This window comes from Erythrobacter donghaensis (assembly GCF_002155425.1).
Taxonomy (GTDB): domain Bacteria; phylum Pseudomonadota; class Alphaproteobacteria; order Sphingomonadales; family Sphingomonadaceae; genus Erythrobacter; species Erythrobacter donghaensis.
Genome location: NZ_MUYG01000011.1, coordinates 636320 through 662955 on the forward strand (window position 1 = coordinate 636320; position 26636 = coordinate 662955).

The 26636-nt window shown below is 67.2% G+C and carries 26 protein-coding genes; 12 read left to right on the forward strand and 14 right to left on the reverse strand.

Features of this window, described 5'->3' with window-relative positions:
- Positions 1-24: 24 nt before the first annotated feature.
- The 3 genes from BZF59_RS14545 to BZF59_RS14555 are packed head-to-tail and all read right to left on the reverse strand — an operon-like array spanning position 25 to position 3475.
- Entirely contained in the window at positions 25-1275 is a 1251-nt protein-coding gene (locus BZF59_RS14545; RefSeq protein WP_086608946.1) for an N-succinylarginine dihydrolase, read from the reverse strand.
- A complete protein-coding gene (locus BZF59_RS14550; RefSeq protein ID WP_086608947.1) occupies positions 1272-2288 on the reverse strand; it encodes an arginine N-succinyltransferase in 1017 nt (338 codons plus the stop codon). Before BZF59_RS14550 ends, BZF59_RS14545 begins: the two co-directional genes overlap by 4 nt.
- Positions 2285-3475, reverse strand: a complete 1191-nt coding sequence (locus BZF59_RS14555) for a hydrolase (RefSeq protein WP_245806173.1) — start codon at positions 3473-3475, stop codon at positions 2285-2287. The genes BZF59_RS14550 and BZF59_RS14555 overlap by 4 nt, the downstream gene beginning before the upstream one ends.
- A gap of 126 nt (positions 3476-3601) precedes the next feature.
- On the opposite strand from BZF59_RS14555, the gene BZF59_RS14560 reads away from it, so the two are divergent.
- Both BZF59_RS14560 and BZF59_RS14565 read left to right on the forward strand, forming a co-directional pair.
- Positions 3602-5698, forward strand: a complete 2097-nt coding sequence (locus BZF59_RS14560; RefSeq protein ID WP_086608948.1) for a malate synthase G — start codon at positions 3602-3604, stop codon at positions 5696-5698.
- Positions 5699-5766: 68 nt separating this feature from the next.
- Positions 5767-6300, forward strand: a complete 534-nt coding sequence (locus tag BZF59_RS14565) for a hypothetical protein (RefSeq protein WP_086608949.1) — start codon at positions 5767-5769, stop codon at positions 6298-6300.
- Here the strand turns inward: BZF59_RS14565 and rsmA are convergent.
- The 4 genes from rsmA to BZF59_RS14585 form a co-directional block, all read right to left on the reverse strand.
- Positions 6281-7114, reverse strand: a complete 834-nt coding sequence (rsmA, locus tag BZF59_RS14570) for a 16S rRNA (adenine(1518)-N(6)/adenine(1519)-N(6))-dimethyltransferase RsmA (protein WP_086609242.1) — start codon at positions 7112-7114, stop codon at positions 6281-6283. The two genes, BZF59_RS14565 and rsmA, sit on opposite strands and share 20 nt — an antisense overlap.
- Entirely contained in the window at positions 7107-8117 is a 1011-nt protein-coding gene (pdxA, locus tag BZF59_RS14575; protein ID WP_245806174.1) for a 4-hydroxythreonine-4-phosphate dehydrogenase PdxA, read from the reverse strand. The genes rsmA and pdxA overlap by 8 nt, the downstream gene beginning before the upstream one ends.
- Before the next feature lie 13 nt (positions 8118-8130).
- On the reverse strand, positions 8131-9498 hold the full coding sequence (locus BZF59_RS14580; RefSeq protein ID WP_086608950.1) for a peptidylprolyl isomerase: 1368 nt from the start codon (positions 9496-9498) through the stop codon (positions 8131-8133).
- 206 nt (positions 9499-9704) lie between these two features.
- Positions 9705-11993, reverse strand: a complete 2289-nt coding sequence (locus BZF59_RS14585; protein ID WP_086608951.1) for an LPS-assembly protein LptD — start codon at positions 11991-11993, stop codon at positions 9705-9707.
- A gap of 145 nt (positions 11994-12138) precedes the next feature.
- Here BZF59_RS14585 and BZF59_RS14590 point away from each other — a divergent pair, with 145 nt between their 5' ends.
- The 6 genes from BZF59_RS14590 (at position 12139) to ndk (ending at position 15868) form a co-directional block, all read left to right on the forward strand.
- Positions 12139-13599, forward strand: coding sequence for a leucyl aminopeptidase (locus tag BZF59_RS14590; protein WP_086608952.1), 1461 nt, complete (start codon positions 12139-12141; stop codon positions 13597-13599).
- 25 nt (positions 13600-13624) lie between these two features.
- The gene (locus BZF59_RS14595; RefSeq protein WP_425429582.1) at positions 13625-13777 is read left to right on the forward strand and encodes a DUF2256 domain-containing protein; all 153 of its coding nucleotides are present in this window, start codon (positions 13625-13627) and stop codon (positions 13775-13777) included.
- Positions 13778-13802: 25 nt separating this feature from the next.
- Positions 13803-14237 (forward strand): DNA polymerase III subunit chi, encoded by a 435-nt coding sequence (locus tag BZF59_RS14600; protein WP_086608954.1) that lies wholly within the window; start codon positions 13803-13805, stop codon positions 14235-14237.
- Positions 14238-14306: 69 nt separating this feature from the next.
- Positions 14307-14810 (forward strand): hypothetical protein, encoded by a 504-nt coding sequence (locus BZF59_RS14605; RefSeq protein WP_086608955.1) that lies wholly within the window; start codon positions 14307-14309, stop codon positions 14808-14810.
- A 43-nt stretch (positions 14811-14853) separates the two neighbouring features.
- Positions 14854-15291 carry a hypothetical protein gene (locus tag BZF59_RS14610; RefSeq protein ID WP_086608956.1) on the forward strand — a complete coding sequence of 146 codons (438 nt, stop codon included), beginning with the start codon at positions 14854-14856 and terminating at the stop codon, positions 15289-15291.
- A 154-nt stretch (positions 15292-15445) separates the two neighbouring features.
- Entirely contained in the window at positions 15446-15868 is a 423-nt protein-coding gene (gene ndk / locus BZF59_RS14615) for a nucleoside-diphosphate kinase (protein WP_086608957.1), read from the forward strand.
- A gap of 57 nt (positions 15869-15925) precedes the next feature.
- Here ndk and BZF59_RS14620 read toward each other — a convergent pair whose 3' ends face one another.
- From BZF59_RS14620 to purM, 3 genes are all read right to left on the reverse strand, one after another.
- On the reverse strand, positions 15926-17143 hold the full coding sequence (locus BZF59_RS14620) for a sulfotransferase family protein (protein ID WP_086608958.1): 1218 nt from the start codon (positions 17141-17143) through the stop codon (positions 15926-15928).
- A gap of 2 nt (positions 17144-17145) precedes the next feature.
- Entirely contained in the window at positions 17146-18111 is a 966-nt protein-coding gene (gene purN / locus BZF59_RS14625; RefSeq protein ID WP_086608959.1) for a phosphoribosylglycinamide formyltransferase, read from the reverse strand.
- Between the two features lie 89 nt (positions 18112-18200).
- A complete protein-coding gene (gene purM / locus BZF59_RS14630) occupies positions 18201-19298 on the reverse strand; it encodes a phosphoribosylformylglycinamidine cyclo-ligase (protein ID WP_086608960.1) in 1098 nt (365 codons plus the stop codon).
- 69 nt (positions 19299-19367) lie between these two features.
- On the opposite strand from purM, the gene BZF59_RS14635 reads away from it, so the two are divergent.
- The 4 genes from BZF59_RS14635 (at position 19368) to BZF59_RS14650 (ending at position 22762) form a co-directional block, all read left to right on the forward strand.
- Positions 19368-20654, forward strand: coding sequence for a hypothetical protein (locus tag BZF59_RS14635; RefSeq protein ID WP_086608961.1), 1287 nt, complete (start codon positions 19368-19370; stop codon positions 20652-20654).
- A 9-nt stretch (positions 20655-20663) separates the two neighbouring features.
- Entirely contained in the window at positions 20664-21320 is a 657-nt protein-coding gene (locus BZF59_RS14640; RefSeq protein ID WP_086608962.1) for an HdaA/DnaA family protein, read from the forward strand.
- Between the two features lie 313 nt (positions 21321-21633).
- Complete coding sequence (epsC, locus tag BZF59_RS14645) at positions 21634-22386, forward strand: serine O-acetyltransferase EpsC (RefSeq protein WP_245806175.1); 753 nt, start codon at positions 21634-21636, stop codon at positions 22384-22386.
- 19 nt (positions 22387-22405) lie between these two features.
- Positions 22406-22762 (forward strand): DUF2794 domain-containing protein, encoded by a 357-nt coding sequence (locus BZF59_RS14650; RefSeq protein WP_086608963.1) that lies wholly within the window; start codon positions 22406-22408, stop codon positions 22760-22762.
- A gap of 66 nt (positions 22763-22828) precedes the next feature.
- Here the strand turns inward: BZF59_RS14650 and BZF59_RS14655 are convergent, their stop codons facing one another.
- The 4 genes from BZF59_RS14655 to BZF59_RS14670 form a co-directional block, all read right to left on the reverse strand.
- On the reverse strand, positions 22829-24013 hold the full coding sequence (locus BZF59_RS14655; RefSeq protein WP_086608964.1) for a hypothetical protein: 1185 nt from the start codon (positions 24011-24013) through the stop codon (positions 22829-22831).
- Positions 24014-24099: 86 nt separating this feature from the next.
- Positions 24100-24750: a DUF4328 domain-containing protein gene (locus BZF59_RS14660; RefSeq protein WP_086608965.1), complete on the reverse strand. Its 651-nt coding sequence runs from the start codon at positions 24748-24750 to the stop codon at positions 24100-24102.
- 102 nt (positions 24751-24852) lie between these two features.
- A complete protein-coding gene (locus BZF59_RS14665) occupies positions 24853-25782 on the reverse strand; it encodes an SDR family NAD(P)-dependent oxidoreductase (RefSeq protein WP_086608966.1) in 930 nt (309 codons plus the stop codon).
- 126 nt (positions 25783-25908) lie between these two features.
- Positions 25909-26604 carry an HAD-IA family hydrolase gene (locus BZF59_RS14670; protein WP_086608967.1) on the reverse strand — a complete coding sequence of 232 codons (696 nt, stop codon included), beginning with the start codon at positions 26602-26604 and terminating at the stop codon, positions 25909-25911.
- Positions 26605-26636: the final 32 nt, after the last annotated feature.

Sequence of the window (26636 nt, forward strand, 5' to 3'; positions counted from 1 at the left end):
GATGCGGGCTTCGCGCCAAATGCGTTAACCAAGCTGTGCCAGATCGAGCGCCTTCAGCAGGGCGAGGCGTGCCGCAATTACGCTCGCCGCAAGTGTGGCTGTTCCAAGATCGGACGGGTCGATTTGTTCCGGCCAGTGCGCGGCGATGGTGCGCTCGATCAGGTCGGCCTTTGCCTCGTCTAGCAGGAAGCGCGGATCGACGGTCGCGGGGTCGCATACCACGCGCAGGCGCAGACAGGCGGGGCCGCCGCCATTGGCCATCGACTGGCGCACATCGACCGGGATCACCTGCCGGATCGGGCCGTTGCCGGCGAGCATTCCTTCGACCCAGCCCCACACGGCGGCGCTTTCGCGGCATTCCTCAGGCACGATCAGCGCCATCTCGCCGGAGGGCAACGTCAAGAGCTGAGCGTTGAACAGATAGGTGCGGATTGCCTCCGCGAGACTGACGGCTGAGGAGGGCACCTCGACCACTTCCAGCGCGGGGAAGGCGGCGCGGATCGCGTCATAGGCGCCGTGCTGGTTGGCAAAGGCCTCGGCATGGGTGAAGAGCACGCGCCCGTTCGCCACCGCGACCACATCATTGTGGAACGCACCCGCCTCGATCGCGGCGGAGTTCTGTTCGATGAACACGGTGCGCGCCGGATCGAGGCCATGCGCGCGCGCGACGAGGCGGCTGGCCTGTTCGTGCTGGCGCGCTGGGAAGCGGCCGCCGGTCTTGCCGTAGACGAACACTTCGACGCCCGGCGCATCATGGCTCTCGCACAGCCGCATGTGATTGGCCGCGCCCTCGTCGCCGAAGCTCGGCGGCACCGCGTCATGGATGGCGAAGTGGCGTGCGTCGCCGAACGCGATTGCCAGCTGCGCCTGCGTATCCGGCCATTCCTGCGCGCGGTGCAGCATGGTGACGAGGTTGGCGGGCGTCAGGTGGCAGCGCCCGTCGGCGGTGTCGGGGGCAGGGGAGACGGTCGCCGCATTGGCGGTCCACATCGACGAGGCCGACCACGGCGCGGCGCGCAGCTGCGGCGGCTCGGTGCCATCCAGCGCCAGCGCCTGCTGCAAGGCTGTGTTCGGGCGGGGGAGCGGCAGCAGGAAACCCTGCACGCCCAGCCGCGCGAGATTGCCGCGCATCTTGGTTACCCCCTGCAAGGCCGCCGCGCGCGGGTATGAGGGATCGCCCCCATGCGTCGCGCTGGCGATATTGCCGAGGCTGAGACCCGCGTAATTGTGCGAGGGGCCGACGATCCCGTCGAAATTGATCTCAGTCAGGCTCATCGCCCCACGCTCCACACTTCGTCGCCCTCGGACACGTCGAGCACGTCGGCGCTGACCGAATCGATCGCGATCGTCCCGTCCTCGCCCAGTACCCGCGCGCCGAAGCAGGCGCGGAAAGTGCCGAGCCGCCCGGTGGCGAGGATCGCCTTCTCGCCCTCGGCCACCGACAGCGCCGTGACCCGCGCCGACACGGAGTTCTTCACGCTGGTGACCATGTCGGTGTGCGCCGTCATCGTCGGCCCGCCGTCGAAGATGTCGACATAGCCATCGTGGCGGAAGCCCTCGTGCTCCAGCATCCGCATCGCCGCGCGCCCGGTGGGATGGGGCACGCCGATCACGCTGCGCGCGTCGTCATCGAGCATCGCGATATAGACCGGGTGCTTGGGCATCAGATCGGCGATGAACTGGTTGCCGTTGATCGCGTTGAAATAGTCCGCGTCCTGAAAGCTCATCCCGAAGAAGCGGCCTGCCACTCCGTCCCAGAAGGGCGATCCGCCGCGCTCGTCGATAATGCCCCGCAGCTCTGCCAGGATGCGCTCGGCAAAGCGTTTGCGGTGCATCGCCACGAACAGGTAGCGCGAGCGGGCGAGCAGCAGGCCGAGGCCCCCGGCGCGCTCGTTGGGGTGGAGGAACAGCCCGCCCACCTCGCTCGACCCTTCGAGATCGGTCACGAGGCTGAGCAGCTCGGCGCGCACCGTGCGGTCCAGCTCCTGCGAATACTGGGTCAGCGTGTTGAGGCGGTAGGAATAGAACGGCCAGCGCTGGCCCACCTGGCTCATCAGCTGGCAGGTGCCGCGCACCGCCCCGGTGCGGGCGTTTTCGAGCACCAGCACGAACAGCTCGTCGGCCAATGCCTCGCTGTCCTGCGCGAAGGCACCCTCGGCACGTTCGAGCTTGGCTTTGAGCGCGGCGCGATCGGGCGGCAGGTTGGTGAATCCCCCGCCGGTCAGCTTGGCCATCTCGTAAAGCGCCTCGAGATCGGAGGCGCGCGCGGCGCGCAGGCGGAAGGTCACTGGAGGGCTCCTGAAGCAAGACGCTCGATCACGCGGGCCGAGAGGCGGGCGCGTTCGGCAAGGCTGGGGACGATCAGATATTCGTCCGGGGAATGGATCGCGCCGCCGCGCACGCCCATGGTGTCGACCACGGGGACGCCGCAGGCGGCGATGTTGTTGCCGTCGCACACCCCGCCGGTCGATTGCCAGCGAATGTCCTGCCCCAGCTCCGCGCCGCACTCGCGCACGAGGTCGAACAGGCGCTGCGCTGCGGCATCGACCTTCTTGGGCGGGCGGGTGACGCCGCCGTGGCGATGGGTGGCGATGTCATGCGTCGTCTCAATGCTGCACAGCAAATCGTTGAGGACGCTATCGAATGCTGCACCCGCCTCGACCGTCTTGGGCCGCACGTTGAAACGTAGCACCGCGTGATCGGGCACGACGTTGTTGGCCGCCCCGCCTTCGAGCTTGGCGGGGTTGATGGTAATCTCGGCGCTCTCGAGCGCCTTCAGCCGCAGGATCAGATCGGCCGCTGCGACCACCGCGTTGCGCCCCTCGTGCGGATTGCGCCCGGCATGGGCGCTCTTGCCGGCGAAGGTGATCGAATAGTTGCCGGTGCCGCCGCGCTCATGCGCCAGCGTGCCATCGGGGAGCGCGGCAGGCTCGTAGGTGAGCGCCGCGAGCTTGCCCGCCGCGAGCTGCGCGATCAGGTCCGCGCTGGCGAGCGAGCCGGTTTCCTCGTCCGAATTGATCAGGATATCATAGCCCAGCGCGCCCGCGCCGGGGGTCTGCTCGAAGGCCAGCAGCGCGTGGAGCATCACCGCGATCCCGCCCTTCATGTCGGCGACGCCCGGGCCGTTGAGCGTCTCTTCATCCAGCCAGCGCTGGTGCTGGAAGGTGTGATCGGCGGGGAACACCGTGTCCATATGCCCCGTCAGCAGGATGCGGCGATTGGCCTGCGGGCGCACGCGCACCACCAGATGTTGGCCGTGGGGCTTGTCGAAGGCGCTGCCATCGGCGGCGATTGCGGTGACGGGGGCAGGGTCGACCAGTTCCACCGTGGCCGGCAGCGCGCCGAAGGCTTCCGCCAGTGCCGCGGCCTGCTCGGCCAGACCGGCCAGATTGCCGGTGCCCGTGTTGATCGCGCTCCACGCCTGCACCTGCGCGAGCATGGCTGCGCTGTCGATTGTGCCCAGGTTCCCGTCCATCCCCTCCCTCTAGCCGTCTGCGCGCCGGTGTCCAACCCGTTGCAATCATGTCGGGGCTGCGCCATAGGGCCATCCGTCCTCTCCTCCCCGGGTTCGGCTTTCCACGCTTACCACACGAGGACTACCATGACTGACATGACCACCCGCGCCGGCGTGAGCATCGACTCCCGGCTGGCGACCTTTGTCGAGCGCGAGGTGCTGACGCCGCTGGGCCGCGATGTGGAGGCGTTCTGGCAGGGTTTTGCCGCGCTGCTGGCCGAGTTCGCCCCGCGCAACCGCGCGCTGCTCGAAAAGCGCGAGAGCCTTCAAGCGCAGATCGACGCGTGGCATATGGAGCGCGCAGGCAAGCCTCATGATGCCGCCGCCTACAAGGCCTTCCTGACCGAAATCGGCTACCTCGTGCCCGAGCCCGGCGACTTCCAGATCGGCACGCAGAATGTCGATCCCGAGATCGCCACGATGGCTGGCCCGCAGCTGGTGGTGCCGATCCTCAACGCGCGCTTCCTGCTGAATGCGGCGAATGCGCGCTGGGGGAGCCTTTATGATGCCTTCTACGGTACCGATGCATTGGATGCTCCCCCGGCAAAGCCCGGCGGCTATGACGAAGCGCGCGGCGCGGCGGTGATCGCACGCGGGCGGCAGTTTCTAGACGAGGCGCTGCCGCTGGTGGACCAGAGCTGGGCGGACATTGCCGACGAGCACGACGGCAAATTGCAGGACGAAAGCCAGTATGTCGGCAAGACCGACAAGGGCCTGCTGTTCCGCAACAACGGCCTGCATATCGAAGTGGTGTTCGACCGCGACACCCCCGTCGGCGCGACCGACACAGCCGGGATCGCCGACATTGTGGTCGAATCCGCGCTCACCACCATCGCCGATTGCGAGGATTCGGTCGCGGCGGTGGATGCCGAGGACAAGCTGCTCGCCTACACCAACTGGCTCGGCATCATCCGGGGCGATCTGTCGGAGAGCTTCGAAAAGGGTGGCAAGACGCTCACCCGCACGCTGGCGGGCGACAAAACCTACACCGCTCCTGATGGCACCACGCACACCCTGCCGGGGCGCAGCCTGATGTTCGTGCGCAATGTCGGCCACCTGATGACCAACCCGGCAATCCGCCTGCCCGACGGCAGCGAGATCCCCGAGGGCATCATGGACGCGGTCTTCACCAGCGCGATCAGCACGCTCGATGTCGAAGGCAAGGGCCGCTTCGGAAACTCGCGCTGCGGTTCTATCTACATCGTGAAGCCCAAGATGCACGGGCCGGAAGAATGCACCTATACCAATGACCTGTTCGACGCGGTTGAGGATATGCTTCAGCTCCCGCGCCACACGATCAAGGTCGGCGTGATGGACGAAGAACGCCGCACGTCGGCCAATCTCGCCGCCTGCATCCATGCAGTGAAGGACCGGATCGTGTTCATCAACACCGGCTTCCTCGATCGCACCGGCGACGAAATCCACACCTCCATGCGCGCCGGACCGATGCTGCGTAAGGGCGCGATGAAGGGGGCGGATTGGCTCAAGGCCTATGAGGCGCGCAACGTCGCCATTGGCCTTCGCCACGGCCTTTCGGGCAAGGCGCAGATCGGCAAGGGCATGTGGGCCGCGCCTGACCTGATGGGGCAGATGATGGTCGAGAAGGTGGGGCACCTGAAGGCCGGCGCGAACACCGCGTGGGTGCCGTCCCCCACCGCCGCGACGCTCCATGCGCTTCATTATCACCAGATCAATGTGTTCGACGTGCAGAAGCACCTTCCCGAACCCGCTGGGCTCGACGCGCTGCTGGCAATCCCGCTCGCCGAGGGCGCGAACTGGTCCGATGCCGAGGTGCGCGAGGAGCTCGACAATAATTGTCAGGGCCTTCTCGGCTACGTCGTGCGCTGGGTGGATCAGGGCGTGGGCTGTTCGAAGGTGCCCGACATCAACGATGTCGGACTGATGGAAGACCGCGCGACGCTGCGCATCTCCTCGCAGCATATCGCCAACTGGCTGCTGCACGGGGTGGTGAGCGAGGCGCAGGTGATGGACAGCCTCACCCGCATGGCCGCCAAGGTCGACGCGCAGAACGCGGGCGACCCGCTCTACGAACCGCTGACAGGCAACGAGAACGGCGCGGCCTTCAGCGCGGCCAAGGACCTGATCTTCAAGGGCGTGGAGCAGCCGAGCGGCTACACCGAACCGCTGCTGCATGCCTGGCGCTTGCGGAAGAAGGCAGGGTAAACCTTTTATCTACCGGATTCGGTTAGGGTAATCGCGATTGCAAATCCCGGGACCCAGGACGAATCCACATGGGAGACATCATCGAACAGCTCTATCTGGCGGTGGTCAGCATGGTCAGCCTTGGTGTGTTCGGGGGGCTCGCGTTCTATATCATGCATGCCAGCCACTCGCGCTGGCGCGAGTTTGAACTGTTCTATGCCGCGATTTCTCCGCGTGAGCCGATCGCAAAGAAGCTGGCGGGGATGCTGCGCATTGCGCCGCCCGGCTTCCGCTGGGGGCACCTGTCAGGCGAGTTGAAGTCGGAGCGTTACCCGCCGGTTGTGCTCGGCGTTCACCCTGACGGGCTGAGCCTGACGATCGTGCCGCCGTTCCGACATGGCTGTCGCGATCTGTTCCTGCCGTTCGACCAGATTACAATCGAGCCTGCCGCGTGGGATCTGGTCGGCAGAGCCTATGGCATCCGGATGGAAGGCGTTGGCGGCTTGGAAATCACCATGTTTTCCAATGTCATGGAATGGGCTGCCGAGAAGTCGGAGATCCTCGGCCTGATGCTCCAACGCGCCGAATTGGTGCGCAGGATGTCTAGCCCGGCCGGTGGGTAAGCGCCCGCGCCACGCTGACGAACTCCGCGACGCTGACCGTCTCGGCGCGCCGCGTTTCGTCGATCCCCAGCATCGCTAGCGCCTCCAAGGCCCCCGGCACGCCTTTGAGGCTCTGGCGCAGCATCTTGCGGCGCTGGCCGAAGGCGGCTTCGGTGAGGCGTTCGAGCATCCGGGCGGAGACGCCTTTCGGCATTTCGGCGGGGGTCACGTGGACGATGGCGCTCATCACCTTGGGGGGCGGGGTGAAGGCGCTGCGGTGGACCTTCATCGCCAATCGCGCCTCGGCCCGCCATTGAGCGAGGACGGCGAGGCGGCCATAGGCGTCGTCGCCTGCCGCCGCGACGATCCGGTCGGCGACCTCGCGCTGGAACATCAGGGTGAGCGACTGCCACAGCGGCGGCCATGCCTCACCGCCGAGCCAGCGCACGAACAGCGCGGTGCCGACATTATAGGGGAGGTTGGAGAGGACATGGAACGGCTCCCCGCCCATCAGCGCCGCGTGATCAAGCTTCAGCGCGTCGCCCTCGATCACGGTCAGCTGGCCGGGGAAAGCTTCGCCCAGTTCGGCCAGCGCGGGGAGGCAGCGGCGGTCCATCTCGATCGCGATGACCTTCGCCCCAGCGCGCAGCAGCGCCCGCGTCAGCCCGCCGGGGCCGGGGCCGACTTCGAGCACCCGCTTGCCTTCGAGGCTCCCCGGCAGCGCGGCGATGCGGGCGAGGAGCTGCTCGTCGAGCAGGAAGTTCTGCCCCAGCGCCTTGGACGCGGCGAGGTTGTGGCGGGCGATGACCTCGCGGATGGGGGGAAGATCAGGCACCGGCACGCTCGCGGGCCGCGGCCATCTCGGCCGCCATCACGATTGCCGCCGCCATCGCGCCCGCGTCGGCCACGCCTTGCCCGGCGATGTCGAAGGCGGTGCCGTGATCGGGTGAGGTGCGGATGATCGGCAGGCCGAGCGTGACATTTACGCCCTCGTCAAACTCCAGCGCTTTCAGCGGGATGAGCGCCTGATCGTGATACATGCACAGCGCCGCGTCATAGCCGCTGCGGGCGCGCGGGGTGAACAGCGCGTCGCCGGGGACGGGGCCGAAAGCGGCGATCCCCTCGGCCTGCAGGGCGGCGATGGCCGGGGCGATGATCGCCGCGTCCTCGTCGCCGAACTGGCCGCCTTCGCCGGCATGGGGGTTGAGCGCGGCCACGGCGAGGCGCGGGCTCGCAATGCCGAAGTCGCGGGCCAGCCCCGCCGCCACGATCCGCGCCTTGTGGATGATGAGCTCGGCCGACAGCAGCCCCGGCACCTCGGCCAGCGCGACGTGGACAGTGATCGGCACGGTGCGCAAGCTGGGCCCGGCGAGCATCATCACCGCATCGCGATAGGGCCTGCCGCAGGTGTCGGCGAGGAATTCGGTCTGGCCGGGGTAATCCCACCCGATCTCCGCCAGCGCGCCCTTGGCGACCGGCGCGGTCACAAGCCCGGACGCGACCCCGGAGAGCGCGAACTTCGCGCCCCATTGCAGCGAGGCCAGTGCCAGCCGCGCGCCATCGGGCGACGGGCGGGCGGGGTGCCAGGGCCCGTCGAGCCCCGCCATCACCGGAAGGCCCGCAGCGTAGGCAAACATCGCCTCGGCGGGCTCGGCAATCGGCACGATCGGGCAGTCGATCCCGCAGCGCTCGGCGGCCTGCCGCAGCAGCTCCGGCCCGCCGACGACGAAGGCGGGCGGCGCGCGGCCTTCGCGCCGCAGACGCAGCCACGCGCCGAGGATCACCTCCGGCCCGATCCCCGCCGGATCGCCAAGCGTGATCGCGAGCGGCCCCGTCAACGCCCGCGCGCCGTCAGTTGTATTCGATGTAGGCGTCGTTGCGCAGATCGCGCAGGAACCTCTGGGCGCGCTTGCCGACGCGCTCTTCTTCCATCTGGTCCATGACCGCGGCAAAGGACGGCGCGCCGGCATCGACCGGATCGTCGCGCCCGCACACCATCAGCACGCGCACGCCTTCCTGCAGACCCCCGAAGGGCGGCGTCGCCTGCCCGATCTGAAGGCCGAGGATGATCGCGCGCAGCTGTTCGGGCAGGTTGGCGGCCTTGATCTGATCGTTGGTCACCACTTCGGCCCCGATGGCCTTGGCGCCCGCATCGGCATCGGCGCAGCCGCGCAGGCCTTCAAGGAAGGTGCCGAACTCCTCGACCCGCGCCTCGGCCTGTTCCTGCGTGGTGCCGGGGGCAAAGTTGATGGAGATCTGCTTGAGGTTCAGGATCGCCTCGTTGGGATCGGCCATCAGCACCTGACGCTTGTTGATCAGGTAGACGATCGAGAAACCGCCGGGAATTTCGATCGGGCCCTGAAGCTGGCCGGGCTGCATCGTGCGCACTGCGGCGGCGAGCTGCGGGGGCAGCTGGCCGATCCGCAGCCAGCCGAGATCGCCGCCCACCACCGAGTGCGAGGCTTCGGAGAACTGCCGCGCGTAAGCGACGAAGCTGCCGCCCTGCTGCAATTGCTGCATGATCTGCTGCGCGTTCGCCAGCTTCTGCGCGCGGTTTTCGGTGGTCGCCGAAAGGTAAATCTCGCCCACCCGGTATTCGTCGGTGCCCTTCGCCTCATTCATACGCTTGAGAGCTTCGTTAACCTCTTCGGCCGAGATGTTGACGAAGGGGATGACGTTGCGGCGCAGGAGGTTTTCCCACGCCACTTCTCCTTCGATCTGGCGCTTGAGCGATGCCGCCGAAGAGCCGATCGAGGCGAGGTATTCGTCCATCTTCTTGGTATCGCCGCCGAAGTTCTGCCCGGCGAGCTGCGAATAGGTCTGTTCGACTTCTTCGCGCTTCACCGCCATTTCGGACGCGGCGGCGGCCTGGATCTTGAGCGTCTCGTCGATCAGGTTCCGCAGCACCTGCACGCGCAGGCGCAGCATTTCCTCGTCCGAGATCGGCGCGTCCGAGGCCGAGGTCACCAGCGCCACGCGCTGGTCGATGTCGGTGCCGGTGATGACGAAGCCGTTGACGATCGCGGTCGCGGTGCGGCGATCGGGATCGGACTTGCCGAACAGGGTGATGTCCTCGGGCAGGCCGAAGGGGTTGTCCGCCGTCGGCACAGCAACGGTCTGTGCCGGTGCCGCAATCGGGGTCAGGGCAAGACCGAGCACCCCGGCAGCGGCCAGCGCCGTCCCGGTCTTTGCCAACAGGGCCTTGGAAAACAGCTTCACTCTCACTCGATAAATCCCGTCTTCATGCCAAAATGTCCGCGCTCAAGGGGCGCGTGGTGCTGTGCCAGTGCCCTCCACCGGCTGAATGGAAGCTGAGTCGCCGACCCCCGTCAGGCCGCCCAGCTTGCGCTCGGCGCTTCCTTAACGCCATTTGCCGTGCCTGCCAATTCGTGCAGATGGGCAGCCCACCGATTGTCTGGCTATGGTCAGCGGAAGCCCAGATTGCGAAGGGCGAAGAACAGCTGGAAGGCATTCCCGCGCCGCGCGTCGCCCGCGTCGATGAAGTCGCGCCGCCAGGTCGCGCCGAATTCGATGCAGTCATCGGCATAGGCCACCCCCAGCCGGGTGCGGATCGGCTGGAACCCATCGGGCTGGAACACCGGATCTTCCTCAGGATCGGTGAGGTTGAACACGCCCGAGCCGAACACCGACCACTTGCGCCCGATCGCCACCCGCGCGGCGGCGCGCAGTTCCTCGCGGTCGCGCAGATCCTCGACCGTCTGGATATTGCGGTCGAGCCGCAGATAGCCGACTTCGAGATAGGTGCGGCGCGAGCCGATGGTAGCGTCGATCTCGTTGCGGCGCACCGCGAAATTGTCCTTGTCGAGCCGGAAGCGGTGGGTGAAGCTGACAAGGTTGCGGAAGCGCACTTCGGTGCGACCGACAAAATCGGTGACGCTTTCGGACAGGCCCGTGCCTTGGGGGAACAGCGCCGGATCGGGCGCGCTGAGCCGGAAGGATTGCCCGATGGTCGAGCGCACGCGCCAGCCGGGGCGCTGCAATTCCCAGTCCACCCCCCAGGTCACCCGGCTGCCGTCTTCGACCCGGTCATAGCCGGGGAAGCGGTTGAGGGCGAAGAGGTTGGAATCCTCCAGATCGATCGCGCGCGCATCCTCGTTGGGGACGGCGAGGTTCTTGATGTCGGGGCTGGCAACGATCTGCAGGCGCGGCTTGAACACTTGCGTGCCGCCGAAGGCTTCGCCCACGAAAGGCCATTCGATATCCAGCGCCGCGGTGGCGATGCCGCGCGTGGTCCAGCCTTCGGTGCCGCGATAGGCCGGGGTGGTGGTGGAGAGCACATCGTTTGTGTTGTAGACATCGCCGCGCACCAGCGCGGTCAGGGTGACGACCTGCCCCATGCCGGTCAGCCGCTTCAGGTCCCACTGCGCCCCGGCAAAGGCACGCTGGGTGTCCTGCCCGTCGCGCCGCAGCAGCGCGAGGCTGTTGGCCTGCACCATCAGATTGCCGCCCAGCACCGTGTCGCCGACCTGCTGGCGATAGTCGATCGCGGGCAGGGCGAGCGGCACCTGCCCCTGATCGGCGTTGAGCCGCAGCGTCTGCGTCGCCCATCCTGCCACCGAGAAATAGGAGCGGTCGGTGATGCGTTCGAGATTGATGGTCGAGCGCAGCCGGTCATCGCGGCTGAGATCGTAGCGACGCAGGAAGGTGCGGTCCGAAGCGAGGCGGATCGATCCCGACAGGCTCCAGTCGGGGGAGAACTGGAAGGTGCCATTGGCATCCAGATAACCGCGCGGGTCGGTTTGCAGGCCCTGCGCTCCGGTAAAGTCGGTCGCGCGGTCGGAAAAGGTGCCGTAGCCGGTGATCTGATAGGCGCCTTTTTCGGTGAGGTGCCGCCACTTGGCGCTCGCCATCGGGGCGACGTTGGAGAAGACATAGGCCCCAAGCGTCAGGTCGTAATTGTCGGCCATGCGCCAATAATATTCGCCCGACAGCTCCAGCCCGTTGACCTGCGTGACGCGGACGTCGGGCACAAGAAACCCGCTTTCGGCCTTGCCATCGGTGCGGATCGCGAGGCCCGGCAGCGGTAGGATGCGCGCGCCGAACAGCTCCAGCATCGCGCCTTCAAAGCGCACCCGCGCCGCGCTCTGATCGTAGATCACGCGCCGCGCAGTGACGCGCCAGGTCGGATCCTTGGTGCAGCCCTCGGCATCGACCACGGGGCAGGCGGAATAGGCCGCGTCGATCAGGATCGCATCGCCGTTCTCCCCGCGCTCCGCCGAGCGGGCGGCGAGGCGGCCCCCGGCGCGCAGGGCGATCAGCAGCTCGCTCATCGCGCCGGTATCGAATTCCTCCGTAAGTTCGACCTGATCGGTGAACAGCTGGTTGCCCGCCTCATCCACGAGCCGGATATTGCCGCTGGCGATGATCCGGCCGGTCTCGCGGAACCACACGACCTCATCGGCGCGCACCGAGCGGTCTTCGGAGCGCAGGATGACATTGCCGCGCGCGGTAACGGTGTCGGTTTCACTGTTGTAGCCAAGCTCGCTCGCCTCGAAATCGATCTGACGCGGGGCGGTTGTGGTCGCTTCGGATGCGGCGGGGGCCGGGGCGTGCTGCTCGTCCTGCGCGGCAAGGGCAGCGGGGCTTGCCGTCAGCGCCAGCACAAGCACCAGACGCGTAGCGGCACCCCGCGTCGACACGCGCAGGGCATGGCACGCGCCCTTGCGCGATCGGTCCAGGGAGCCTCCCGACATGGCCTTGCCTATTGCACCGCTCGGGCCTAATCGCAATCGGCATTGCGCCTCTCGCGCGCTCAGTATTGCACGGTCTGTCGCAGGTGGACGGCGCCTTGTCCGCTCCGTCGCAGCAGCCCCGGCTTCCAGCTTCTTCGGAGTATTCATGCAGATTCACTTCACCGCCGCCGCCCCTGCCGACATTCGCCTGCACGCGCGGGTCGTCAATCAGGGGGCTGCGCTTGCCGGGCTCGATACGGCGCTGGTCGAAGGTGCGGCCGCATCGGCCTTTACCGGGCGCGCGGGGCAGCTGTTCGAAGGCTTTGCCAGCATCGGCGGCGCGGTGAAGCGGATTGCGCTGGCGGGCGCGGGTGAGGCCGATGCCGCCGACCGCCGCGCCAATTGCGAGCGTGCGGGCGCTGCGCTGACGGCGAAATATCTGGTCTCGGGCGAGAAGGCGATGGTGCTCGATCTGTCGCACGCCGGGCTCAGCGCCGACGATGCCGCCGCGGTGCTGCTGGCGCTGCGCCTGCGCGGCTGGCGGCACGACAAGTATCGCACGCGGCTGGCCTCCGACAAGAAGCCGAGCCTTGCCACGGTCCACGTCATCGGCGCACCCGAGGGCACCGAGGCGGCGTGGCAGCGCGAGGCGGCGCTCGCCAGGGGGGTCGAATTCACCCGCACGCTGGTGACCGAGCCTGCCAACATCATCTACCCCGCCAGCTTCGTCGCCACCTGCGAGGAAGCCTTCGCGGGCACCGGGGTGGAAATCACCGTGCTGGGCGAGGCCGAGATGGACAAGCTCGGCATGGGCGCGCTGGTGGGCGTCGGCCTCGGCTCGGAGCGCGAATCGAAGCTGCTCGCGATCCGCTGGAATGGCGGGGCGGCGGGTGACAAGCCGACCGTGTTCGTCGGCAAGGGCGTGACCTTCGACACCGGCGGGATCTCGCTCAAGCCCGGGCCGGGCATGGAAGACATGAAGTGGGACATGGGCGGCGCAGGCGCGGTCGCGGGCGCGATGCTGGCGCTGGCCGGGCGCAAGGCCAAGGCCAACGTGATCGGCGTGATGGGCCTGGTCGAGAACATGCCCGACGGCAAGGCACAGCGCCCCGGCGATGTCGTCACCACCATGAGCGGGCAGACGGTCGAAGTGCTCAACACTGATGCCGAAGGGCGTCTGGTGCTGTGCGATGCGCTGCACTGGGTGCAGCAGCAATATGATGCCGCGCGGATCGTCGACCTCGCCACGCTGACCGGCGCGATGATCATCAGCCTCGGCAACGAATATGGCGGGATGTTCGCGAACGACGATACGCTTGCAGAGCAGCTTGCCGCGGCGGGCAAGGCGAGCGGCGACAAGCTGTGGCGGATGCCGCTGGGCGCGAATTACGACAAGCTGATCGACTCCCCCATCGCCGACATGAAGAACATCGGCCCGCGCGAGGGTGGTTCGATCACGGCGGCGCAGTTCCTCCAGCGCTTCGTCAAGGATGGCACCCCCTGGGCGCACCTCGACATCGCGGGCATGGTCTGGTCGAACAAGCCCGGCCACACCTGGGACAAGGGCGCGACCGGCTATGGCGTGCGCCTGATCGACCAGTTCGTGCGGGATGTGGTGGAAGCCTAAAGGGGGAGTTTCTGCCATCCCCAAGATGCGGAAAAAGAGCGATCTGCCCACCAAAACCTGCCTCGCCTGCGGGCTGCCTTTCACATGGCGCAAGAAGTGGGAGCGGGATTGGGACAATGTGAAATATTGTTCGGACCGCTGCCGCAGCGGGAAGGGGACCAAGAATGTCCTCAAGTAGCGAAGCGGTAGGACAACCAGAACTCATGAAGCTCGATTTCTGGCAGGTCACCGACGATCCAGTCGAGAAAGTCGTCGCCTTGATCGCCAAGCGCGCGCTGGGGCAGGGCGAGCGCGTGCTGGTGGTCGCTGGAGACGCCGAACAGCGCGCCGCGATCTCGCGCGCACTGTGGGAAGGCGGCTCCGAAAGCTTTCTTGCCAATGGCGAGGCCGATGCGCCGGGAGCCGATCGCCAGCCGGTGCTGCTCGCCGCCGAGCCGGTCGCCGTCAACGGCGCGAGCCATGTGATCCTCGCCGACGGGACCTTCCGCGATTGCCCCGGCTTTTCCCGCGTCTTCCTACTCTTCCCGCCCGACCTCGCCCCCGCAGCGCGGCAGGCATGGCGCGCGCAGGACGGACGCGAAGGTGTGGAGCGGAGCTATTTCGCGCAGGCAGACGGGCGTTGGGTCAAGAAGGGCTAAGCCCCTTGCGCTGAGCGGCGCGATGGGGAATCTTTCGCGCAAGGCTATCGGGGGGACAAGACCATGCGCATGACGGCAATGATTCTGGCCAGCGGCGGCGCGCTGCTGCTGACGGCCTGCGGATCGGAAACTTCGGGGGAATTCACCACCGAGGACGGCAAGAACGCCGAATATACCATCGACAAGGACAGCGGCGAAACCAGCATGACCATCAAGGGCGAGGATGGCGAGGCCACCTTACGCTCGGGCGCGGATGTGCCGGTGACCCTGCCTGATGGCTTCAGCCTCTATCCGGGCTCGAAGGTTGTCACCAACACCGTGGTCAATCAGCCCGATGGGCAGGGCACGATGATCACCTTCGAAGCCGATGCCTCAGCCGAAGATGTGGTCAAGCACTACCGCGATCAGGCCAAGGCCGCCGGGTTCGACATCCAGCTCGAAATGAACACCAACGGCACGCGGATGATCGGGGGCGAGATCAAGGACAAGGGATCGAGCCTGTCGGTCACGGCCACCGACAATGATGGCGACAAGACCACCGGCCAGATCATCATCGGCACCAAGGCAGGCTGAAATCGATCTGCATTGCTGCGGCAAAGACGAGGATACAATTCCAATGCGCAAAACGGCCATCATCCTGGCGGGCGGAGCGGTGTTGGCGATTTTGGCGCAGGTCGCCGGACCGGCGCTGGCGAGCGCGATGCAAGCGCCGGGCGAGGCCACAGCCGCGCCGTCGCAGGGCGATTTGCCGGGGGGCTTCACGCTTTATCCCGGCGCGACGATTTTCGGTAACACCACCTACAGGACCGATAGCGCCTTCAACACGATCGTGAATTTCGAAAGCGCCGATGCGCCCACGACGATCACCGCCTTCTACCGGCGGCAGGCCGAGGCGGCAGGCTTCGAGATCCAGCTCGATTCATATGATGACGGGATCGCCATTCTGGTCGCCGAAAAATCCGATCGTATGATTATTGGGCTTTCTGCTTCGCCCAGCCCCGACAGCCCCGGCATGAGCGAAGCGCAACTCACCATCGGGCAGGACGGGCTCTAGCGCACGTTCCGACCAACCTGACCGTGGGAGCCGCTGCGCGTAGCGGCCCGCATTTGCCGCCCCGTGCGCTGATGCTTGCCATTTTGCATCGCACCATCTACGGGCCGCGGCCAATATCCCCCTCCCATAAAAAGACGTTCACAGGAGCATACTCATGGCGGTCACCCGCACCTTTTCGATCATCAAGCCCGATGCCACCCGCCGCAACCTGACCGGGGCGGTCACCAAGATGCTGGAAGACGCCGGCCTGCGCGTCGTCGCTTCCAAGCGCATCCACATGACCCGCGAACAGGCCGAAGGCTTCTACGCGGTGCACAAGGAGCGCCCCTTTTTCGGTGAACTCGTCGACTTCATGATGAGCGAGCCGGTGGTCGTGCAGGTGCTCGAAGGCGAAGACGCCGTGACCCGCAACCGCGACATCATGGGCGCGACCAACCCCGAGAACGCCGAGCCCGGCACGATCCGCAAGGAACTGGCGCTCTCGATCGGCGAGAACACCGTCCACGGTTCGGATTCGGAAGAAAACGCCGCGATCGAAATCGCGTATTTCTTCAAGGACGAAGAGATCGTCGGCTGATCCGTTTCGCCGGATGAAGTGCAAAGGGCCGTCTCCGCAAGGGGGGCGGCCCTTTTGCTATTTGGCTTCAGCAAAGCGTGCGAGCTGTTCGCGGTGGGCGTGGTGGTGCCCGGCCTCGCTCGCCGCCATCACCCGGCGCATCGCCAGCAGCGCCTCGCCGGTGAGGTCGAGGTCCAGCGCGGCATAGCAGCGCGCGATCGCGCCCTCCCAGTCGGCATTGATCTCGTCGAAATCGAGCCGCGCCACCGGCCCCTGCCAGCCATCCAGCGCCATCGCCATGCGCGCCTCGCGCAGCGCGATCTTATGCTCCCAGCGCGCTTCGATCCGGGCCAGATCGCAGGCATCGGACTGCATTGCCATCTGGTTCGCCGCGAGGCTGACCGCGCTCTTGAGCACTTCTGCGTGCGCACGCTTGGCGATCACCAGCCGGGCATCGGGGAACAGCGCGAGCAGCGTGGGCAAGTCCTCGGCAAAGGCAGGGACTTTCATCACGCGCGGGCGATCGGCAATGCCGCGGTGGGCGGCGTCGGTGCGCAGGATACGCGCCATTTCGCGGTAGATCGGCAGCGACCCGCGCGCCTCGCTCCAGGCCGAATAGCTCGGGATGTGCCACTGCGATTCGTAGATCGAATGGTGGAGCGCGGCGCTGATCCACGCCAGCTCCTCTTCCACCGCGCCCGCCGCCATCGGGTGGATCGATTGCAGCCACGGGTTGAGCCGCCCCAGCATCGCCAGCTCCATCGCCGCCTTGACCCGGTTCATGCCCAGCTTCGCCGGCACGGGGTGATAGGCATCGCAATAGCGCGTGTGCGAATGCGCCGGGTCTGCGGCAAGCAGCGTGTGGATTCGGGTGGTGCCGCTGCGCATATGGCCGATGACGATGATCGGCGGGGCGAGCGGCGTCTCGGCCAGCCCGGGCCGCTCCAGCCACAGCGCGCCGAAGGCCAGCCGGTTCTTGACCACGCGCGAGAGCTGCCCCCAGGCCATCGCCCGGCCCAGCGGGTTGAGGTCGGCCTCGGCCAGCGCGGCGGTGATCAGCCGCTTCAGCCGCTCGCGGAAATCGGCGACATCCTCTTCGCTGCGCCCGCCATGCTCCACTGCCTCGGCCCGCGCGCCATAGGGCTTGGCTGCAAGCGCCCACAGCGCCTCGGGATCGAGCGCGGGCGGCGGCAGCCAGCCGCGCTCCCACGCCTGCCCGAGAAAGGCATTGGCGCGGTTCGCCAAGGGGCCACGGGCGAGCAGATGGGGGCGGGGCGGGGGTGAGCGGGTCGCCATGGTCAAAACTCGTCCGCCACGTCCAGTAGCCGGGTCAGCCGCTTGGGCGCGGCGCCGCGCCAGCTGCGGGTCAGCCATTCGGCGACCGCGTCCCAGTCCACGCCCGGGCGGTTGAGGATGATCCCGATCCACCCGCTCGCCCCGTAATAGGCGGGTTTGAAATAGACCTCGGGCTGCGCTTCCACGAGGTTGAGCAATTCGTCCATCCCGCCGGTGCGCACGAGGCAAGCGATGTGCGGCGTGCCGTGGTGCTGATCGGCGAAATAGGCGAAGTATTTGCCACTCTTTTCGCCGCCGACGCGAAAGCCGGGGCTGCCGTGGCTCTCGCGTTCGTCGGTTTCGGGGAAGGCCAAAGCGAGGTTGCGCACCCGTTCGAGCAGCGCGACCGGATCGCGCCAGCGGCTGACGTAATCGGCCACGGCGCGCGGGTAGAGCTGGTGTTCGGCGAGTTTCACCCGCTCGGCGAGGGTATCCGGCGTGTCACCGGCAACAATCGGCACCGCGATCTGCGCCAGCACCTCGCCCGCATCGAGCTCGGGCGTCACCACATGGACGCTGGTACCGCCGTGGCTGTCCCCTGCCGCGATGGCGCGGGCGTGGGTGTCGAGGCCTTTGTATTTGGGCAGCAGCGAGGGATGGATATTGAGCATCCGCCCGGCCCAGCGCACGACGAACCCGTCCGAAAGGATGCGCATGTAGCCTGCCAGCACGATATATTCCGCGCCCGCTTCCAGCACGGCGGCCTCCATCGCAGCATCGTGCGCCTCGCGGGTGAGCCCCTTGTGCGGCAGGGCGAAGGTGGCGATCCCCTCGGCCTGCGCGAGCGCAAGGCCTTCGGCTTGCGGGTCATTGCTGGCGACTAGCACGACCTCATAGGGGCAATCCGCGATCCGGCTGGCATAGACCAGCGCGGCCATATTGGTCCCCGCGCCGGAGATGAGGACGGCGATTTTGGCCTTAATCGTCATGCTGAACTCGTTTCAGCATCCATTCCTCCCCGAAGCGCTGCCGGTTCTTTGTGGCACGATGGACCCTGAAACAAGTTCAGGGTGACGAATTATGCGAGGTGGGTAGCTGTCCAGTCGCCCTTCGCCGACCAAGTTTCAACCGAGCCGCGGACGGTGCAGCCCTTGTCGCCCGCTTCGATCCGGCCGACCGGGACAACGGTCTCGCCCGCCGCTTCGAGCCGCGCGGTGACTTCGGCGACGTTCGTCTCGCTGACGGCGAGCACCATGCCGACCCCGCAGTTGAAGGTGCGCGCCATTTCCTCGGGCTCGATCTGGCCCTGCGCTTGCAGGAAGGCCATCAGGCGCGGCTGGGGCCACAGGTCGGCATCGACGTGCGCGTGCGCGCCATCGGGCAGGATGCGCGGGATGTTTTCGAGCAAGCCCCCGCCAGTGATGTGGGCGAGGGCGTTGATCAGCCCGGCCCGGATCAGTGGCAGCAGGCTGGCGACATAGATGCGGGTGGGCGCAATCAGCGCGTCGATCAGCAATTGCTCCTGATCGAACAGGGCGGGGCGGTTCAGCTTCCAGCCCTTGTCCGCCGCGAGCCTGCGCACCAGCGAATAGCCGTTGGAGTGCACCCCGCTTGATGCGAGGCCCAGCAGCACGTCGCCCGGCGCAACCTTGTCGCCCGTCAGCTGCTCGCCGCGCTCGACCGCGCCGACGCAGAAGCCTGCAAGGTCGTAGTCGCCCGGCGCATACATCCCCGGCATTTCCGCCGTCTCGCCGCCGATCAGTGCGCAGCCCGCGAGCTTGCAGCCATCCGCGATCCCCGCGATTACCCGCTCCGCGACGCCGTTCTCCAGCTTGCCGGTGGCGAAATAGTCGAGGAAGAACAGCGGCTCGGCACCCTGCACGATCAGATCGTTGACGCACATGGCGACGAGGTCGATCCCGACCGTGTCATGCCGGTCATGCTCGATCGCCAGCTTCAGTTTGGTGCCGACGCCATCATTGGCGGCGACCAGAAGGGGGTCGGTGTAACCGGCCGCCTTGGGGTCGAAAAAGCCGCCGAAGCCGCCCAGCTCGCTCGTCGCACCCGGGCGCGCGGTGGCTTTCGCCAGCGGGGCGATGGCCTTGACCAGCGCATTGCCCGCAGCAATCGAGACGCCGGCATCGGCGTAAGTATAGGGCGAGTTCTTGATCGTCATGCACGCCGCTTTAGCCTTTCGCGCTTGGAATTCCACTCGCCATTGGGCAAAGGGGGTGCGATTTTCCCCATGCGTGCGACGCTTTCCCTTCCCGGCCCGGCTGCCGCCCCTTCGCAAGCGCCGCGGCGCTGGCTTGGCGGCACCGCGATTGCCCTTGCGCTGCTGGGCGGCGGCTATGCCCTGATGGCGCAGGTCGCGGGCGACCGCGGGATCGCCGCCACCGCCGCCAGCGCCGATATCGAGGTCAAGGGCATCAGTGTCGACGTTCAGGGCAAGAGCGCCGAGGACGCGCGGGCCAAGGGCTGGCGCGAGGCGCAGCGCAAGGCGTGGGAAAAGCTCAAGGGCCCCAAGATTTCCGACAGCCAGCTCGAAGGGCTGGTCTCGGCCGTGGTGATCGAGCGCGAGCAGCTTGGCCCCCGGCGCTATATCGCGCAGCTCGGCGTGGTGTTCGACCGCCAGCGCGCGGGCGCCTATCTCGGCGGAGCAGCGCAGCAGACCCGCTCGGCCCCGCTGCTGGTGATCCCGGTGGTGGAGAGCGGCGGCGCCTATATCACCTTCGAACAGCGCAACCCCTGGCAACGCGCCTGGGCCGAGTTCAATCCGGGGCAGAGCCGCATCGACTATGTCCGCCTCTCGGGCGCGGGGGGCGATTCGCTGCTGGTGAATTTCGGGCAGGCGAACCGCCGCAGCCGGGCATGGTGGCGCTCGACGCTCGATCAATATGGCGCGACCGATGTGGTGATGGCCTTTGCACGGCTCGATCACCAGTTTCCCGGCGGTCCGGTGAGCGGCACCTTCACCGCACGCTACGGCCCCGACAATCGCCCGCTGGGCAGTTTTACGCTCAAGGCCGACACGGCCGAGGGCCTGCCCGCGATGCTGGCGCAGGCGGTGGAGCGGATGGACGGAATCTATGCGAGCGCGCTCGCGGAGGGCAAGCTGCGCCCCGATCCGAGCCTGAGGCTGGGGGCGGGCGGCGCGATCGACCCGGCGATCCAGCGCCTGCTCGACATCGGCCGCGCGGCCAAGGCGCGGCAGGCGGCTGAGGCAGCGGCGGCCGCAGGGCTGGTGCCGCGGATCGATGCCCAGCCCGTCACCGGCGCCGAGACCGAGGCGGCGGTGCGCAGTTTCACCGTTCAGTTCGCCACCCCGGACGGCGCGGCTTTCGACAGCGCGATCACCGCCGTGCGCGGCACGTCTGGCGTGCGCGGCCTGCTGCTCAGCAGCACCGCCATCGGCGGCACCTCGGTGATGAGCGTGAGCTATGCCGGCTCGCTCGAAGATCTCGCCGCGGCGCTCGAAGCGCGCGGGTTTGCGGTGCGGCGCGGGGCGAACGCGCTCGCCATCAGCCGCTAGGCGCCGGCCATGGCCGAGCCGTCGCAAATCGCCCTGCCGCTGGCGGTGCATGCCCGTGGCGGCGCGCAGCGGATCGTGGTGGGCGATGCCAATGCGGCCGTGGTCGAGGCCTTGCAGTCGCCCGAGCGCTGGCCGTTCCACGTCGCCATCCTCACCGGCCCGCCGCAATCGGGCAAGAGCCTGCTCGCGCGCTGGGCGCAGGGGCTGCACGGCGCGGATCGGCTCGCGGTGATCGACGATGCCGAAAGGATGGACGAGACCGCGCTGTTCCACCGCTGGAACGCGGTGCAGCAGGGCGGCAGCGAGGAAGGCAAGGCGCTGCTGATCGTCGCCAATGCCGATGCGGCAGAGGGCAAGGGCTGGCGTATCGCGCTGCCCGATCTCGCCTCTCGCATCGGCGGATCGCTGCAACTGGAGATCGGCCCGCCCGACGATGCGATGGCCGCCGACCTGATCCTCGCTCATGCCGAGGCGCGCGGGCTGAGCCTGCCTGACGGGGCGGCCGACTACCTCGTGCCCCGCACGGAGCGCAGCTTTGCCGCGATTGCCGCACTGGTGGCGGCAATTGACCGCATCTCTCTTGAACGCCAGACGCCCGCCACCATGTCTGTCTGGCGCGCCGCGCTCGAGGCCCTGCACGGGCCCGAACAGCAGCGCTTGTTCTAGAGCACTTCCCGACCCATCCGGGTCACCCTGACGGAGCCGATTTGGGCCCAGAGCAAGGAACGACGAGCGAGCCATGCCAAAGCATAGTGAGCGAGGAGAGACGCCGCGCTGGGCCCAAATCGGCCCGCCCCTTCGGGGTCGCGTCAGGACATCCGCTGGCTTCGTCGCGGTGCTTGCAGGGGCAACCAGCCCCTGCTGCGCACCACTTCTGTCCAGCGGATGTCCTGACGCGATCAGCGTGGCCCGGATGGGTCGGGAAGTGCTCTCATCGGCCGATTGCATCGGCTGTGCTTTGGTGGGATGATGGAGCGCCATGTTTGACCGGCTGATCAGCTATCTGGACTCGGTGCGCGCGCGCGATCCCGCGCCGCGTTCGCGCTGGGAGATCCTGCTTTACCCCGGTGTCTGGGCGCTCGGTTTCCACCGCGTCGCGCACTGGCTGTTCGAGGCGAAGATGTATTTCCTCGCGCGGGTGGTGAACCACATTGCGCGCCTGCTGACCGCGATCGACATCCATCCGGGCGCGACGATCGGCAAGAATTTCTTCATCGACCACGGCTTCACCGTAATCGGGGAGACCGCGGAGATCGGCGACAATGTCACGATCTACCAATGCGTAACGCTGGGCGGCACCAACCCCACCAACGGCAAGGGCGGCAAGCGCCACCCGACGCTGCGCGACAATGTCATCATCGGTTCGGGCGCGCAGATCATCGGGCCGATCGAGGTGGGGGAGCGCGCGCGCGTCGGCGCCAATGCGGTCGTCACCGATGATGTGCCTGCGGGCGCGACGATGGTCGGCCTCAAGGCGCGCTCCACGCTGGTTCCGGCGGAGGAGTGGATCAAGGAGTTCATCCCCTACGGCACGCCCTGCGACGATCCGCCCTGCGACGACAAGGGCCGCCCGCGCGGGGATTGCGTCGAAAAGCTCGAGGCCGAGGTGGCGATGATGCGTGAGGAACTGGCGCTGATGAAGGCCATGCTGGCCGAGCGCGCGGCCCCGGTGGCCGATCCGACGCCGCCTGCCGCGCCGGTGCGCATCCGCAAGCGTGCGGCCGAGGATTGACCGCTTGAAGCCTCCCGCAATGGCGCCCCACGGCGGGGCCGGACAGGTGGTTCCCTTTCCCGGACGCGGCGCGGATCAGGTCGGGTTCGAACGGGCCGAGTTGATGCGCATCCTCGATCTTTATGGCCGGATGGTCGCCGCCGGGGAATGGCGCGACTATGCGATGGACTTCACCCGCCACGCCGCCACTTTCGCCGCCTTCCGCCGCGCTGCCGAACGCCCGCAGGCGCGGGTGGAAAAGCGCCCGGCGCTGCGCGCCAAGCAGGGGATGTGGACGCTGTTCGGCGAACACGGGCAGATCCTGAAGCGCGGCCACGACCTCGCCGGCGTGCTCGCCCCGATGGAGCGGCGGCTGCTGAAGGCGGTGGACGACTAGGCAGAACGAAACGGCCCCGCCAGACCGAAGCCTGACGGGGCCGTCACTGTCTCTCCGAAACGACGCTTACGCCGGGCTGGCCCCTGCGGGCGGGGCGTAGGCGGGCTCCTCGGTGGCGGGGAGCAGCGCCTGCACATTCGCGGGCAGCAGCGTCACCACCCCGCGCCGGATCGGCTGCCAGAAGGCCGAGAGGCTGAGCAGCGCCGAGCCGATCACCAGCGCGGTCAGCGCGAAGTTGAGCTCGACCGCGCCGAATTCGCGGAACAGGAAGGTCAGCGCAAACAGCACATAGGCCAGCGCCGAGACCAGCAGCGCGCGCCGGTCGGTCGCCAGTGCGACGAGACCGAAGGCGACATAGGCCCCGAGCACCGCGACGGCGGCGCCGACGCCGGGATTGTCGCCGTCGGTCACTCCCAGCAGCGCGAAGATCGGATGCGCGATCATCGGCGCGGCGGTGAGGTGGAGCCAGAAGGCGACGTCAGAGCGGCGGGTGGTGCGCGCGCGGTCGGAAATGTCCCAGCGCATCGCGAAGGCGAACACGGCGAGCCCCGCGACCAGCACCAGCGAGAGCATCACCTTCTCGCCCAGATTGTCGGGGCCGATCGCGGCGGCGGTCAGCGCCAGAACCGTTCCCGCGACCGCGGCAGAGCCCGCCGCAACCGTAATCGGCACCATGAACCGCCGCCAGTGCAGCCAGGCCGCGCCCGCCGCCAGCAGGGCAGCGAGGGCGACTAGCACCGCCACCAGCGAATTGTTGTCGTTGGTGGCCGCACCCGTCAGAAACACGCCGCCGATACCGGTCGCAAACACGCCGCCGACAAAGGCGAGCAGCAGCAGGATTGAGGGCAGGGCCATGCGTCGCCGCGCGGTGAAGAACAGCGCCAGTGGCCATGCGGCAGCAGCCACGAACATCCCTGCCAGCATCGCCGTGACAGCATTGTTGCGATCCGATGCGGCATCATAGGCCGCCCATGCCTCTGCGCCCGCCTTGCCATACTCGGTGACAGGCCACGCAGGCTCCGGCGCGATCAACCCCGCCAGCGCCTGACCGATCGCGCCCAGCGCCACCAGCAGGATCACGATCCCGATGCTGACGAAGATGTCGTTGAAGGAGTTGAGCAGCCGGAAATCCTCTTCCGAGGCATGCGGCAGCGCGCGCATCCGGCTCATATGGCTGCGGAAATTCGCCGCCGCCTCGGCGCTCAGCGCGCCTGCGGCGACGGCGGAATTGAGGTCTTCGTCACTATACACCGGGCAATCTCCCCCTGATTTGCGGGAAGAATGCGCCGGGTGTGTTGGTTTGTCAATACAGTAAGGCGGTTGGCTTTGCGCGGACGTTATTCGAAGATCGCGCTTGCCTCCAGCGTATCGAGCTGTGCCGCTGTGATCGCCGTAATGATCTGGATCAGCTGCCATGCTGCGCCGATGGTGCAGATGCTCGATCCGATGCCGAGTATGGTGGCCACCTGCAGGTTGCCGGCATCCGCCGCCATGCCGAGCCGCATGCTGATATTGCCGAGGATGTTGCCGACGATCCACAGCCCCCACCACAAGGTCAGCGTTCCGGGTGCGTCCGAACTGAAGCTGTCAGCGCTCTGGTGGCTTTCGTGCCACAATTCGCGCATCGCCTGGAACGGCTTGAACAGGTTGGCGATCGGGACAAAAAACCAGCCGACCGCCCAGCCGGGAGACGTCTCAAGCCCCGGCAGGCCCGCTTCATGAAGATTCGCATGGGCCCGGTGAATCCACATGGCGACCACGATCACCGACACCACGAAGACGAGCGTCGTCGAAATCATGATGACCATATAGACCATCGTCACCAACGAGTCCGGGTCGCCAAAGGGGTCGATCACCCCGGCCAGCTCCAGCACCTCGCACAACAGCGCCAGCACGAAGATCCCGATAACCGCGTATGATGCGTAGATCGCGATGCTCGCGCGCTGCTGCAATGTCCCGATGCCGGGAACGACCCCTTCTGCCTGCATGCCTTGCTCCCCTGAGGGGCCATGCACCAATGCAAAACGCCCCCGCGCATTTCTGCACGGGGGCGCCGCAAATTCAAGGGCTTCTCGCCGAGAAGCGCGCACTTACCCGCGCGCGCTGGCAGGCCCGGTGCCGGTGACCTTCTGCATCGCCTTGAGGATATTGCCCGACTGCTCGGAGCCCGACTGCGGGGCGATGAGGTTGGTGAAGGAATTGATCTCCTCCCACCGTGCGGCGAAGCCTTCGAGCGTGCGCTCGCCTTCGGGCAGCCACACGGCGTCGTTCATCACGGTCCACGAGGAGTGATAGCCGCCCGCACCCGCGCCGACGATGGCGTTGGTCGGCGCGTCTTCGGAGACGAGGAACAGCGCGGCAGGCACGACGTTCTCGGGTGCGAAGAGCTTGAAGGCTTCCTCGGGGAAGAGGTCTTCGGTCATGCGGGTGCCCGCGACCGGCGAGAGCGTGTTGCAGCGTACGTTGTACTTCGCGCCTTCAAGTGCCAGCGTCTTGGTCAGGCCAGCGAGACCCAGCTTCGCCGCGCCGTAATTCGCCTGACCGAAATTGCCGAACAGGCCGGTCGAGGAGGCGGTCATCAGGATGCGGCCATAGCCCTGCTCGCGCATCGTTTCCCACGCGGCCTTGGTGGCGAAGGCGCTGCCGGTGAGGTGCACCTTGACCACGAATTCGAAGTCGGCGGGCTCCATCTTGGCGAAGGTCTTGTCGCGCAGCACGCCCGCGTTGTTGATCAGCACATGGACGCCGCCCCACTTCTGCTTGGCGTCGGCGACCATCTTTTCCATCTGCTCGTATTCGATGACGCTGGCGCCGTTGGCGATCGCTTCACCGCCCATCGCCTCGATCTCGGCGACGACCTGCGCCGCGGCGTCCGAGGTGCCGGTGCCATCGCGCGAACCGCCGAGGTCGTTCACAACAACCTTCGCGCCGCGCCGGGCGAGTTCGAGCGCATAGGCCTTGCCGAGCCCGCCGCCGGCACCGGTGACGATGGCGACCTTGTCCTTGAAGCTGATGGTCATGTGATCTCTCTCCTGTGATGTGAGAGGGCGTGCTTTACGCCCGCGTAAACCGAGTTGCGGCGCGCTGCGTGGCACTTTCGCGCGCCCCATGCAACAGCGGAAAAGGCAGAGGGCGATGCCGTAGGGTCAGGCCGAGGGTTGTAGCGCCCGCAGCCTGGGAATCAGGCCCTCAAACGAATCGATCACCCCATCCGCGCCAAGATCATGCGGGGGCCTGTCGCAATAGCCGTAAGCCGCCGCGATCACCGGAACGCCCGCGGCCTTGGCGGCGCGCACGTCGTAGGTGGAGTCACCGATGAACACGAAACGTCCGCCGCCGGTCGCCTCGCGCGCGGCGAGGACAGGGGCGGGGTGGGGCTTGGCGAGGAACTGGCCGTCTTCGCCCTTGCCCATCGAATCCCCTCCGATCACGGTGTCGAAGCGGTCGATCAGATCGAGCTGGGTCAGGACCGAGCGGGCGAAGGCTTCGAACTTGTTGGTCACCACCGCCATCCGCACGCCCTGCGCGGCGAGTGCGTCCAGCACCTCGCGCACTTGCGGATAGGGCACGGTGTGGACCGCGTTGTTCTGCTCGTAAAACCCGAGCATCGCCTTGTAGAGCCGCCGGAACTCGTCCTCGGCCACGCCGCCCTGCGCCTCGATCGCACGGGCCAGCATGATCTTGGCCCCGCCGCCGATCAGGTCCTTGCTGGTCTCCACCGACACCGCCGCGAACCCGCCCAGCGCCAGCGCATGGTTCACCGCCGCGCCCAGATCGCGGAAGGTATCGAGCAGCGTGCCGTCGAGGTCGAAACCGATGGCGTCGAAGGGGATGGTGGTCATGGGCGGCCGCGTGGCGGATGCTTCTTCAAATC